General features: G+C 66.0%; 8 protein-coding genes. 7 read left to right on the top strand and 1 reads right to left on the bottom strand.

Annotation, left to right across the window (positions count from 1 at the left end):
• Positions 1-4 precede the first annotated feature (4 nt).
• The 6 genes from AC1PLS_RS03915 (at position 5) to betA (ending at position 7,806) form a co-directional block, all read left to right on the top strand.
• Entirely contained in the window at positions 5-655 is a 651-nt protein-coding gene (locus tag AC1PLS_RS03915; RefSeq protein ID WP_039528724.1) for a thiol:disulfide interchange protein DsbA/DsbL, read from the top strand.
• Positions 656-746: 91 nt separating this feature from the next.
• Complete coding sequence (locus AC1PLS_RS03910) at positions 747-1,562, top strand: thiol:disulfide interchange protein DsbA/DsbL (RefSeq protein ID WP_016902612.1); 816 nt, start codon at positions 747-749, stop codon at positions 1,560-1,562.
• A gap of 49 nt (positions 1,563-1,611) precedes the next feature.
• Positions 1,612-2,349, top strand: a complete 738-nt coding sequence (locus AC1PLS_RS03905) for an endonuclease/exonuclease/phosphatase family protein (RefSeq protein WP_024940789.1) — start codon at positions 1,612-1,614, stop codon at positions 2,347-2,349.
• 137 nt (positions 2,350-2,486) lie between these two features.
• Positions 2,487-4,466 (top strand): choline BCCT transporter BetT, encoded by a 1,980-nt coding sequence (betT, locus tag AC1PLS_RS03900; protein WP_481104233.1) that lies wholly within the window; start codon positions 2,487-2,489, stop codon positions 4,464-4,466.
• Between the two features lie 40 nt (positions 4,467-4,506).
• Positions 4,507-5,979 (top strand): betaine-aldehyde dehydrogenase, encoded by a 1,473-nt coding sequence (gene betB, locus AC1PLS_RS03895; RefSeq protein ID WP_481104232.1) that lies wholly within the window; start codon positions 4,507-4,509, stop codon positions 5,977-5,979.
• Positions 5,980-6,135: 156 nt separating this feature from the next.
• Entirely contained in the window at positions 6,136-7,806 is a 1,671-nt protein-coding gene (betA, locus tag AC1PLS_RS03890) for a choline dehydrogenase (protein WP_228960013.1), read from the top strand.
• 441 nt (positions 7,807-8,247) lie between these two features.
• Here the strand turns inward: betA and AC1PLS_RS03885 are convergent, their stop codons facing one another.
• Complete coding sequence (locus AC1PLS_RS03885; protein ID WP_184610247.1) at positions 8,248-11,127, bottom strand: TonB-dependent receptor; 2,880 nt, start codon at positions 11,125-11,127, stop codon at positions 8,248-8,250.
• A gap of 271 nt (positions 11,128-11,398) precedes the next feature.
• Between AC1PLS_RS03885 and AC1PLS_RS03880 the strand changes: the two genes are divergently transcribed.
• Complete coding sequence (locus AC1PLS_RS03880) at positions 11,399-13,372, top strand: transglycosylase SLT domain-containing protein (RefSeq protein ID WP_104577096.1); 1,974 nt, start codon at positions 11,399-11,401, stop codon at positions 13,370-13,372.
• Positions 13,373-14,034: the final 662 nt, after the last annotated feature.

Below are 14,034 nucleotides of genomic sequence, written 5' to 3'. Positions count from 1 at the left end.
CTGCATGAATCTGCTTTCCCGCCTGTCCCTGCTGTTGTTGCTGTTGATGCCGCTGGCGGCCTGTGCCGCCGACAAGAACGCCCCGCCGGTCGAGGGCGACGACTACATCGTCATCGACGGCGGCCAGCCGTACGCGCCGCTGGCCGGCAAGGTGGAAGTGGTCGAGGTGTTCGGCTACACCTGCCCGCACTGCGCGCACTTCGAGCCAACCCTGGAGGCCTGGGTGGCCAAGCAGCCGTCGTATGTGCGCTTCACCCCGGTGCCGGCGGCCTTCGGCGGGTTCTGGGATGCCTTCGCGCGTGCCTACTTCGCCGCCGACATCCTGGGCGTGGCCAAGCGCAGCCATCGCGCCATGTTCGAGGCGATCCACGAGAAGCAGACCGTGCCGACCCAGAACGTCGCCCCGGAGGAACTGGCCGCCTTCTACGCCGGCTATGGCGTGCCGCAGCAGCGCTTCATCGAGACCTACAAGAGCCAGGCGGTCGATGCCAGGCTCGATGCCGCGCGCGAGTTCGCCAAGCGCAGCAAGCTGCCCGGCACCCCGGCGATCATCGTCAACGGGCGCTACCTGATCGGCGCGCGCAACTACCCGGACATGCTGCGCGTGGCCGACTACCTGATCGCCCGCGAACACGCTGCGCCTGCCAAGCGCTGAACCGCGTAACCGCCACCGACGGCCGCCCGTGGCATCATGCGCCCCGCGGCCGTCCGGCCCTTTCCTCGCCCCACGCTGGAGATCCAATCCGATGAAGACCCGCTTCGCCCTGACGCTGATGGCGCTGCTGCCGATCCTGGTCGCCTGCAAGGCCCAGGACGGCTCGTCCGACACCGCACCTGCCGCCACCACGCCGGCTGCCGAAACGGCACCTGCTCCGGCCGCTGCCACGCCGGCCGCCGACCCCGCCGCACCGCCTGCGGTTGGCGAGAGCGCCAGCACCCCGCCGGCCGCCGCCCCCAGCGCCGCACCGCGCGCGCCGAACGGCCCCGAGCCGGTCGCCGGCACCGACTATCTGGATATCGAAGGCGGCCAGCCGTACCAGCAGGCCGCCGGCAAGATCGAAGTGGCCGAGGTCTTCGGCTATGTCTGCCCCGCCTGCAACGCGTTCCAGCCGCTGATCGGGCCGTGGAAGGCCGGCCTGCCGTCGGACGTGCACTTCGTCTACGTGCCGGCGATGTTCGGCGGCCCGTGGGACGACTACGGCCGTGCGTTCTACGCCGCCGAAACCCTGGGCGTGCAGGAAAAGACCCACGAAGCGCTGTACAAGGCCATCCACACCGAGCAGACCCTCAAGGGCGAGCGCGGCAAGGATTCGGTGCAGGACATCGCCGCGTTCTACGCCAAGTACGGCGTGGACCAGAAGACCTTCATCGACACCATGAGCAGCTTCGGCGTGTCGGCCAAGACCAACCGCGCCAAGCAGTTCGCCACCCGCAGCAAGCTCACCGGCACCCCGTCGCTGATCGTCAACGGCAAGTACCTGGTCAAGGGCCAGAGCTTCCCGGACATGCTGCGCATCGCCGATCACCTGATTGCGCGCGAACGCGCCACGCTGGCCAAGTGATCCTGTCGATCGCCGCCCTGTGAACGCTTCGGATTCGCGCACCCTGCGGGTGCTGACGGCCAATATCCAGGCCGGCTCCAGCACCCGCCGTTACAGCGATTACGTCACGCGCAGCTGGTCGCATGCGTTGCCGCTGGGCAGCAAGCGCACCAGCCTGGACAGCATTGCCAAGCTGGCCGGCGAGCGCGACATCGTGGGCCTGCAGGAGGCCGACCCGGGCAGCCTGCGCTCGGGCTTCACCAACCAGACCCACTATCTGGCCGAGCGCGCCGGCTTCCATTACTGGAGCCACCAGCCCAACCGCCGCATGGGCGGGGTGGCCTCCAGCGCGAATGGTTTGCTCAGCAAGCTGGAACCGCTGGAAGTGCAGGACCACGCCCTGCCCGGCCGGATCGGTGGGCGCGGCATCCTGCTGGCCAAGTTCGGGCAGGGGCGCGAAGGCCTGGCGGTGGCGGTGGCGCATCTGTCGCTGGGCGCCAATTCGCGCATGGCGCAGCTGGCCTTCATCGCCGAGTTGCTGTCCGAGCATCCCAACGCGATGTTGATGGGCGATTTCAACTGCATGGCCGACCGGCCGGAAATGCAGGCGCTGTACCGGCACACGCGGCTGCAGCCGCCGAGCTGCGAAGTGCATACGTTTCCGAGCTGGCGTCCGGACCGGGCGATCGACCATATCCTGGTCAGCGACAGCCTCACCATCGAGCATATCGAAGCGATTCCCGCAGCGTTCTCCGACCATCTTGCGGTGGGCATGGATATCCGCGTACCACTGCAGCTGCTGCGCTAGCCGCCCCCGCAAAGTGGCTACGGGTTCGCACTGGCGGACTCGACCGATGACACCCCCTCGACACCGCCTGTGCGATAACGCAGGCGGTTTTTCGTTGGGAGCACAGCACGTGATACGCGTCATATGAGTGTGTCGGCATGAGTGCGGTTGAGCCGCAGCTGTTGCCGGTGCGCACCCTGCGCCCGGTGTTCGTGCTGGCGGCCACGGTGGTGTGTACGTTTGCGTTGTTGGTGTCGTTGTTTCCGCTCGAAGCGGGCCGCGTGCTGCTGGACGCGCAGACCTGGGCCTCGCGCAATGTCGGCTGGTACTACCTGCTGGCGATGACGGTGTATCTGGTGTTTGTGCTTGGCGTGGCCTTGTCCAGCTACGGCAACATCAAGCTCGGCGCCGATCACGACGAACCGGAATTCAGCTATCTGTCCTGGGCCGGCATGTTGTTCGCCGCGGGCATCAGCATCACGCTGTTCTTCTTCTGCATCTCCGAACCGCTCACCCATTACCTGCAACCGCCGCAGGGCGGCACCGGCAGCGGCGAAGCTTCCGCGCGGCAGGCGATGCAGTTGCTGTTCCTGCATTGGGGATTGCACGGCTGGGGCGTGTTCGCGCTGGCAGCGATGGCGCTGGCGTATTTCGCATTCCGCCACAACCTGCCGCTGGCCCTGCGCTCGGCGCTGTATCCGCTGATCGGCAAGCGCATCAACGGGCCGATCGGCTACACCGTGGATGCGCTGGGCATCGTGGCCACCGTGTTCGGCCTGGGCGCGGACATGGGCTTTGGCGTGCTGCATCTCAACGCCGGCCTGAGCACCTTGATGGATGTGCCGCACACCCATTGGGTGCAGGTCGCGCTGATCGTGGCGATGATGGGCGCGGCGATCGTGGTGGCGGTGTCCGGCGTCGAGAAAGGCGTGCGCTGGATGTCGGACATCAACATGCTGCTGGCGATCGCGCTGCTGCTGTTCATGCTGTTCGCCGGCCCCACGCAGTATCTGCTCAACGCGCTGATCCAGAACCTGGGCGACTACCTGGGCAGTGTGGTCAACAAGAGTTTCGATGTGTACGCCTACGGCGGCCGCAGTGACTGGCTCGGCAACTGGACGGTGTTCTACTGGGCGTGGTGGATCGGCTGGGCGCCGTTCGTGGGCCTGTTCATCGCACGCATTTCGCGCGGCCGCACCATTCGCGAATTCGTACTCGGCGTGTTGTTGATACCGCTCGGTTTCACCCTGGCGTGGCTGTCGATCTTCGGCAACAGCGCGCTGGACCAGCTGCTGCATCACGGCCAGGGCGCGCTGGCGCAGCAGGCCATCGATGCGCCGCAGACGGTGCTGTATTCGCTGTTGCAGGGCTACCCGTGGAGCCGCACGGTGATCACGGTGACGGTGGCGATCAGCTTCGTGTTCTTCGTCACCTCCGCCGATTCCGGCACGGTGGTGTTGTCCACGCTGTCCTCGCACGGCGGCGAGCCGCACGACGATGGCCCGCGCTGGCTGCGCGTATTCTGGGGTGTGCTCACCGCGGTGGTGACCGGCGGCCTGCTGCTGGCCGGCAGCATGGACGCATTGAAATCGGCCGTGGTGCTGGCCTCGCTGCCGTTCTCTGCGGTGTTGCTGCTGATGGCCTGGGGCTTGTCGCGCGCGCTCAGCGAAGAATCGCAACGCAAGCGCGCACAGCTCTACAGCCCCAGCCCGCTGATCGGGCAATCGCGGCATCACCGCGGCTGGCGTCAGCGCCTGGGCCAGGCGATGCATTTCCCGGCGCGCGATGAGGTCTATCGCTTCATGCACGACCAGGTACGCCCGGCGATCGAAGCGGTCACCACGCAGCTGCAGGAAGAAGGCTGGCAGGTCAGCAGCCGGCTGGACGACGACGACATGGAAATCAGCGTCGACCACGGCGAGCAGCAGGGCTTCCGCTACCAAGTGGTGATGCGCGGCTACCTGACGCCGTCTTTCGCCGCGCAACGCCTGCGCAACCAACGCTATTACCGCGCCGAAGTGTATCTGTACGAAGGCAGCCAGGACTACGACCTGGTCGGTTACAGCCGCGAGCAGATCATCAACGACATCATCGATCAATACGAGCGTCACCTGCAGTTCCTGCATCTCACTCGCTGAGGTGCCGCCGCTGCCGCGTGCGCCCCACAGGAGGTTTGTCATGCCACGTTTTCCCGACCAGTTGCTGTATATCGGCGGCCGTTACGTTCCCGCCCGCGGCGGCCACACCTTCGAGGTGGTCAACCCCGCCACCGGCGAGGTGCTGGCCAATGTGCACAACGCCGGTGCCGACGACCTGGATGCCGCGGTCGACAGCGCCACGGCCGGCCAGCAGCAATGGGCGGCACTGACCGCGGTGGAACGCGCGCGCATCCTGCTGCGTGCGGTGGCGCTGCTGCGCGAGCGCAACGATGCGCTGGCCGAGCTGGAAACGCTCAACACCGGCAAGCCGCTGAGCGAAACCCGCAGCGTGGACATCGTCACCGGCGCAGACGTGCTGGAGTACTACGCCGGGGTGGCGCAGGCGCTGCAGGGCGCACAGGTGCCGCTGCGCGAAGGCAGCTTCTTCTACACGCGGCACGAGCCGCTCGGCGTGGTCGGCGCGATCGGCGCGTGGAATTACCCGATCCAGATCGCGCTGTGGAAGGCCGCGCCCGCGTTGGCAGCCGGCAACGCAATGATCTTCAAGCCCAGCGAAGTGACACCACTGACCGCACTCAAGCTGGCCGAACTCTTCACCGAGGCCGGCCTGCCCGATGGCGTGTTCAACGTGCTGCCCGGCGACGGCGCCAGCGTGGGCACCGCGCTCACCGAACACCCGCAGATCGAAAAGATCAGCTTCACTGGCGGCACCGCGACCGGGCGCAAGGTGATGGCCAGTGCCTCGAGTTCGTCGCTGAAGGACGTGACCATGGAACTGGGCGGCAAGTCGCCCCTGATCGTCTGCGCCGACGCCGATCTGGATCTGGCCGCCGACATCGCGATGATGGCCAACTTCTACAGCTCCGGGCAGGTCTGCACCAACGGTACGCGTGTGTTCGTGCCGCGCGCGCTGCGCAACGCCTTCGAGGCGCGGCTGCTGGCACGCGTGCAACGCATCCACATCGGCGACCCGCTGGACGCGCGCACCACCTTCGGCCCGCTGGTCAGCGCCGCGCACATGCAGCGCGTGCTGGACTACATCGAACAGGGCAAGGCCGAGGGTGCGCGCCTGCTGTGCGGTGGCGAACGTCTGCGCGATGGCGCGCTGGCACAGGGCTGCTATGTCGCACCGACCATCTTCAGCGACTGCACCGACGTGATGACCATCGTGCGCGAGGAGATCTTCGGCCCGGTGCTGAGCCTGATCACCTACGACGACGAAGACGAAGCGATCGCGCGCGCCAATGCCACCACCTACGGCCTGGCCGCAGGTGTGGTGACACCCGACCTGGCGCGCGCGCATCGCCTGATCCATCGCCTGCAGGCGGGCATCTGCTGGATCAACACCTGGGGCGAGTCGCCGGCAGCGATGCCGGTGGGCGGCTACAAGCAATCCGGCGTGGGTCGCGAGAACGGCCTGGCCACGCTGCAGGCCTATACCCGCACCAAATCCATCCAGGTCGAACTGGAACGCTACGCGTCGGTGTTTTGACCGGCCGCCGCTACCTGGCAGCCGTCGCCGGCGATACCGGCGAGCTGCGCGAGCTGAAGCCTGTAGACCGCGCTGCCATTTCGAACAAGAACAGCCGCCCACCGCGCAATCGTCTTGAAAGCCGCTTCACACCGGCACCGCAACAAGGAGAACCCCATGCAACGCGAATACGACTACATCATCATCGGCGCCGGCTCGGCAGGTAACGTGCTGGCCGCGCGCCTGACCGAAGATCCGGGCGTCAGCGTGTTGCTACTGGAAGCCGGCGGGCCGGATTACCGGCTGGATTTCCGCACCCAGATGCCGGCGGCACTGGCGTTCCCGTTACAGGGCCGTCGCTACAACTGGGCCTACGAGACCGAGCCGGAGCCGCATATGGACAACCGACGCATGGAATGCGGGCGCGGCAAGGGATTGGGCGGCTCGTCGTTGATCAACGGCATGTGCTACATCCGCGGCAATGCACTGGATTTCGACCATTGGGCCAAGCGGCCGGGCCTGGAAGACTGGAGCTACCGCGACGTGTTGCCGTACTTCCGCAAGGCCGAGACACGCGACATCGGCGCCAACGATTATCACGGCGGCGAAGGCCCGGTCAGCGTGGCCACGCCGAAGAACGACAACAACGTGCTGTTCCATGCCATGGTCGACGCCGGCGTGCAGGCCGGTTACCCCCGCACCGACGATCTCAATGGCTATCAGCAGGAAGGCTTCGGGCCGATGGACCGCACGGTGACGCCGCGGGGGCGTCGCGCAAGCACCGCGCGCGGCTATCTGGACATGGCACGTCCGCGCGATGGCCTGCACATCGTTACCCACGCCACCACCGACCGCATCCTGTTTGCCGGCAAGCGCGCGATCGGCGTGCATTACCTGGTCGGCAACAGCAGCGAGGGCATCGACGCGCATGCACGCCGCGAAGTGCTGGTGTGTGCTGGCGCGATTGCCTCGCCGCAGCTGCTGCAACGCTCCGGTGTCGGCGCGCCCGATCTATTACGCGCACTCGACGTGCAGCTGGTGCACGACCTGCCCGGCGTCGGCCAGAACCTGCAGGACCACCTGGAGGTCTACATCCAGTACGCCTGCACCAAGCCGGTGTCGCTGTATCCGGCACTGCAATGGTGGAATCAACCCGCCATCGGTGCGCAGTGGTTGTTCGCCGGCACCGGCACCGGGGCCAGCAACCAGTTCGAGGCCGGCGGCTTCATCCGCACGCGCGAAGAGTTCGACTGGCCCAATATCCAGTATCACTTCCTGCCGGTGGCGATCAATTACAACGGCAGCAATGCGGTGAAGGAACACGGCTTCCAGGCGCATGTGGGCTCGATGCGCACCCCCAGCCGCGGGCGCGTGCATGCCAAGTCGCGCGACCCGCGCCAGCATCCGTCGATCCTGTTCAACTACCAGTCCACCGATCAGGACTGGCAGGAATTTCGCGATGCGATCCGCATCACCCGCGAGATCATCGCCCAGCCCGCACTGGATGCCTATCGTGGCCGCGAAATCAGCCCGAGCGCGGACTGCAAGACAGATGCCGAGCTGGACGCCTTCGTACGCGCACGCGCAGAGACGGCGTATCACCCGTCCTGCTCCTGCGCGATGGGCACAGATGACATGGCGGTGGTCGACGGACAGGGCCGCGTACACGGCATGGACGGCCTGCGGGTGATCGATGCCTCGATCATGCCGCGCATCATCACCGGCAACCTCAACGCCACCACCATCATGATCGCCGAGAAGATCGCCGACCGCATGCGTGGCCGCACGCCACTGCCGCGCAGCACCGCCGACTACTACGTGGCCGGCGATGCGCCTGTGCGCGGGTGATGCTAGAAAACGCAGTGCGCTACCCTGGGTCGAGTGCGCGGTGCCCTCACCGCTAGCAGGATACGCCGCAAGTACGTCCTTGTAGGCTCGGCGGCGGCATCCGTGCCGCCACACGGTCCCGCAATCGGTGAGCACACCGCACCAGAACATTTGCATGTTGCTTGCTAAAAGACCGTGTTCTGATCTCGTTGCGTTGCGAAGCTGATCAGATGCGTCATTACCGAAAAACGCACGCCATGCATTGCTTGCAACCATGCACACCGACCAACGCGACTGGCCCTTGCCCGCCCACCGTCGCGGGACCTTACGCGGCACGGATGCCGCGTAAGAGCCTACACGGACGTACTTGCGGCGTGTCCCGCGATGGTGGGCGGGCGAGGGCCCTGCAGCCAAGCCGCAGATCAGCCGCCCTCCGCTTTACGACCGACCCGACCTGATGGACTAAAACTTCAAGTCGACCCGCGCATACCAGAAGCGCCCGCCGGGAATGTCGTAGGTGGAGGCGTCGTAGCCATTGAGTGAGCACGACAGGCAGAGCGGCGGGTCCTTGTCGAAGACGTTGTTCAAGCCGGCCGTGAGCTGCAGCCCCTTGAGCCAATCGACGCGATAACCCAGCTGTGCATCGTGGTAGGTGATCGCATCCAGGCGATTGGTACCTGTGGCAGGATCGGAACACACCGCAAATTCCACTGCATCGCCGCATTGCTCGGTGAGTTTGGAGATGTGGCGCGCCGTCCACGATGCGGTCCAGTTGCCCAGCGACCAGTCCAATACCGCGTTGCTGGTCCACTCGGGGATCGCGCTGTCCACCACTTCGATGCCCGGCCCCTGCGGCTGGCGCTGCCCTGCCGCACCGAGTGCCTCGTAGCGGCCCACAAAGGTGTTCTGCCAGGACAATTTGAAACGGCCAAGCGCCGTCTCCGGCAAGGTCCAGAACAGATCCACATCCCAACCGTCGGTCTTGATCGAACCCAGATTGGTCAACCGATTGTTGAATGCATTAATGCCGCCGGTGGAGGCGCGCCCGATGCCATTGCAATACAGCGCGTCCAGGGTATCCACGCACAAATCCAGCTGGGTTTGCGCATTGATCGCCTGGATCGCGCCATCGACATGATGGCGATAGAACGTCATCTCCAGGTCGAGACGGTCGGACCAGCTGGCATTGCTGGCAAAGCCAGGACTGAACACAAAGCCGGCACTGAAGCTGCGCGAACGTTCCGGATCCAGTTGCTCGTTGCCGCCGGTGGTGACCGAGATCTGCTGGTTGGCCTGTTGATAGCCGGCCGGCACACCGAGCGATGCGCAGTTCGCGGCGCTGCCGCGCGGCGCGGTGCCGCCCAGCCCGATCGAACACGGATCGGACAACTGCAGATCGGCGCGCGCGGCCGAACCGAACAGCTCGCCGATGGTCGGCGCACGGAAGCCCTCTGCATAACTGGTGCGCAGCACCAGCTCATCGGTGACCTGCCAACGCAAGCCGTACTTTGGCGTGAACTCACCACCGAAAGTGGAGTAATCCGAATAACGACCGGCGATATTCAGGTCGAGTTTGTCGCCCAACGACGAATTGGCGAAGATCGGGATATTGAGTTCGAGATAGGCCTCGTTGACGTCGTAGCTGCCTGACGTCGGCAACGACGGCACACCGTTGTAACGCCCCGCCACGGTGAGCGGATCGGGTTGGTAGGACCCTTCGTATTTGCGGTATTCGTAGCCGGTGGCGAACGACACCGCACCACCGGGCAGCTGGAACAGCTCGCTGCTCAGATTGGCGGTGAACAGGCTCAACTCGTTCTGGCTGCGGTCGCGCACCACCGGCTGGATCCAGCGCAACATCTCCGGCGTGATGCTGCCGGCGCCGCTGAAGATATCCAGTGGCACGCAGCCGGCCACCGCCGCGCACGCGGCCGGATCGCCCAGGCCAAGGTTGATGTTGTAGAGGTTGTAGCTGCCGTAGTTGGTCTGTTCGGCCTTGTTCTTGCTGTACATGCCGTTGATGTCCCAGAACCAGGTGCGCGCCGCACCTTCGAAGGTGCCCACCAGACCGGTGCCGAAGTATTGCGTGTCGACCTGCTGCTCGAAACGGCGCGCCCCACCTTCCACCGGGCGGCGGCCGATCTGGATCAAGTTGGTAGCCGAGTTCAGCTCGAAGCCGAACGGATTGAACGGATTGAGCGCCGAAATCACGATGTTGTCGGCCAGCGGATTGCCGGTGCCGGCATCGGGGCCGAGAAAGATCGGCTCGGGCGCGGCCTGGTTGGTCGACTCGCGCCGGTTGCCCAGCGCCTTCACGTACCACTGCACGTCGTCGTTGAAGTAATAGCGGAATTGCGCGAACACGCCCTTGCGCTCGGACGGTGTCAGCAACAGGTTCTGTTCGGCAAAGTTGTAGCGGTCTGCGGTGCCGAAACAGTGGTAGTCGTCGCTGCGCGTACAGCCGGCGCTGCCGTCGTATTGCGGCGTGCCGACGCCGGCGTTGGGCGTGAGGTTCTGGCGCACGCCGGTGTTGGGGTCGACGAACTGGAAGCGACCATCGGGCGTTGCCGAGCTGGCAAAGGTCAGCCCGGTGCCTGGGATCGGGAAGCGGGCCTGCGCGCGGTCGCGTGCGTAGATCGGATCCTGCTTGACGTAGCTGGCGCCCAGAAACAGGCTGAAATCCTCGCCGCTGGTGCCCCAGGCCAGGTCCATGCCCTGGTTGGCACCGTCGCCCTTGCCGTATTGCCCGTAGTTGAGCGTGACCTGCGCACCGTCGAAGCTGCGCCGGGTGATGATGTTGACCACGCCGGCGATCGCATCCGAGCCGTACAGCGACGAGGCGCCGTCTTCGAGCACCTCGATGCGCTCCACGATCGCCAACGGAATGGTGTTGAGATCGGTCGACGAGCCCACGCCGGAGGCAGAAGACTCGTTGACCCAGCGGATGCCATCGACCAGCACCAGCACGCGCTTGGAGCCGAGATGGCGCAGATCCACCTGCGCCGAGCCGGCGCCCACACCGCCGCCATCGGGCGGGAAGCCAAAGTTGCCGGACGAATTGAATTTGGCGTTGAGCGCCGAACCCGACGCGGTGAGCTCCTGCAGCACCTCGCCGATCGAGGTCAGGCCGGTGCGTTCGATGTCGGCGCGGTTGAGCGTCTGGATCGGCACCTGGCCCTGCAATTCTGCGGTCTTGATGCGGGTGCCGGTGACCTGCACGCTGTCGAGCGTGCGCGTACTCGGGGCGGCCTCGGGCTGTTGCGCCCAGGCGAGTGTGGGAACCAGACACAACGACAACTGCACGGCCAGGCATGACCGCGGGGAGCCAATCAGACGCTTCATCCTTTCTCTCTCCAGAAGGACTGCTAAGTGTCCGCACGCCCCCGTGCCCTGCGGTCCGCCCCAACTTTTAAACGAAACCTTAACGCCCCGCAAGCCAACCATGCAGGCAGTGAGAGACGCTTCCCACTGCGCGCCGGGCCGCAGACCAAGACCGCGCGCCAACGGGACGCATCTGCGCCTCGCGGCGCAGGTCGCTGCCGACAGCGCTGACGGGCGTCGATCCTGCACGTATTCACTCAGGCGCGCGGGCGCGCTTCGGTATCATCGCGCAATGACTTATGCCCCCCGTCTTGCCACTGTTTTCGTCGGCCTGCTGTGCCTTGGCAGCACCACGCTGCATGCCCAAAGCCTCGACCCGCAATTGACCGCCATGCGCGATGCCATCGCCGCCGCAGAGCGCGGCCAGTCCGATGCCGGTCAGCTCGGTGCCCTGAGCCGTCACCCGCTCTATGGCTGGCTGGAATTTGCCACGCTCAAGCGCAACATCGACAACGTCTCCAACACGCAGGCACAGGGATTTTTGCAGCGTTATGCAGGCCAGCCGGTGGCCGAAAGCTTCCGCAGCACCTGGTTGCCGGCGGTGGCGCGTCGTCAGGACTGGACCACGTTGCTGGCCAACTGGAAACCCACCGACAACGTCGGCCTGCGCTGTGCGCAGCTGACCGCGCGACAGGCAACCGGCAAGCTGGATGCGCAGTGGAGCCGCGATGCGTTGACGTTATGGCGCACCGGCAAGGGTCTGCCCGATGCCTGCGATCCGGTGGTCGCCGGGCTGGAGTCGCGCGGTGAGCTCACTCCGGCGCTGCGCTGGGAGCGCGTGGAGGCAGCCGCCGATGCACAACTGCCTGCGGTGATGCGCACGGCCGCACGCGGTCTGCCGGCAGCCGATCTGGCCCTGGCCAACGATTACGCCGCGTTTCTGGACAAGGTGCATCCGCGTGCATCGAGCTGGCCCAGGACCGAGCGCAGCCGACGCATCGCAGTCGATGGCCTGGCCAAGCTGGCCAAGAGCGACCCGGATGCGGCCGAGCAGCAGTTGCCGCAGCTGGCCAGCGCGCTCGGTTTCAGCGAGGCGCAGCGCGGCCAGGTGCTGTACCAGATCGCGCTGTGGACGGTGGCGTCGTACCTGCCGGATTCGGCGCGTCGCCTCAATGCAGTGCCCGATGCCTCGTACGACGAGCGCCTGCACGAATGGCGTGCGCGCGAGGCGATGGCGCGCGGCGACTGGCCGGCCGCCTTGGCGGCGATCCGCAAGATGCCCGCCACCCAGCGCAGCGATTCGCGCTGGCAGTATTTCGAGGCGCGCCTGGCCGAGAAGACCGGCGCGGCCGCGGCTGCGCAGCCGCTGTATCGCGCAGCCGCGCAATCGCCGACCTTCCACGGCTTCCTGGCCGCCGATCGTCTGCAGCAGCCATATCGCCTGTGTCCGTGGGAGCCCAAGGACACCCCGCAGGCCAAGGCCGCCGTCGCGCGCGATCCGGCGTTGCTCCGCGCCATCGCCTTGTTCCAGATCGACCGCCCCGGTTGGGCCGTGGCCGAGTGGAACGATGCCGCGAGCCGCTTCGACGACACCCAGCGCCGGCTGGCGGTGCAGGTGGCCAGCGAGAATGGCTGGTTCGATCGCGCAGTGTTCGCGCTCGGCAAGCAGCCGGACGAACAACGCCTGTATGCATTGCGCTTTCCGCTGCATCACGACGACAGCATTCGCCGCGAAGCGGCCAAGAACGCGATCGACCCGGCCTGGGTGGCAGCGGAGATCCGTGCCGAAAGCATCTTCAATCCGCGCGCCCGCTCGCCTGCCAACGCGATGGGCCTGATGCAGGTATTGCCGGGCACCGGCGCGGCCGTGGCCAAGGGCATCGCCCTGCCCGGTTATGCGGGCGCCACCAGCCTGTACGAGCCGGACACCAACATCGCCATCGGCACCGCCTACCTGCGCCAGTTGCTCAATACCTACGGCCTGCCCTACCTCACCATCGCCGCCTACAACGCCGGCCCGGGGCCGACCGGGCGCTGGCAATCGCAACGGCCCAACTTCGAGCCGGACTTCTGGATCGAGACCATCAGCTACAAGGAAACCCGTGAGTACGTCGCGCGTGTGCTGGCTTTCAGCGTGATCTACGACTGGCGGCTCAACGGCGACATGCTGCCGCTGAGCGATCGCCTGATGGGCAAGCTGGTGGACAAGCGCCTGAAACCGGTGTGCACACCAGGCCAGGCGACCAATAACGCGGCGCAGGACTGAGCTCCAAGTCAGCCGCCGAACATGGCGGCCGGATGAGGTGGTCGTGCTTGTGCGGTTGCAGGGGTTGTCTTGGCCTGGGGCGCAAGCTAGGCGATGCCGCTCTGGTACTCGCCTTTCGTTCGCTCCTAGGCTTCGGGCTCTGGAGGCTTCAGGCTCTCAAGCTCTGGGGCTCTGGGGCTCTGGGGCTCTGGGGCCAACCAAGCGTTCCCGTCGTTGCGTTGTTTAGGTGCAATCGAAAGCTCGGGTCGGCGAGTGCGCGGTGCCCTCACCGCTTGCGGGACACGCCGTGAATCCGTCCGTGGAGGCTCGGTGGCGGCATCCGTGCCGCCACACGGTCCCGCAACCGGCAAGGGCACCGCACCAGGATGTTGGTCGGTGGCCGCGTGAAAAGCTGTCTGTCGGCGACGTGCATTGGACGTTGAACCGGCGCATCAGTAGCGAACAATACGAAACACGCAGAGCTCTTGACCATGCGCACCGACCATCTCGACGGGTCCTTGCCCGCTCACCGTCGCGGGACCTTACGCGGCATGGATGCCGCGTAAGAGCCTACAGGGACGTACTTGCGGCGTGTCCTGCGATGGTGGGCGGGCAAGGGCCCTGCAGCAAAGCCACACCGCACCCTCTCTACAGCTGATCTATCCGCAAAGCCGTACTGCCTT

Source organism: Xanthomonas sp. NCPPB 3218 (assembly GCF_056725185.1).
This window is presented reverse-complemented; position numbering and strand designations above follow the sequence as displayed.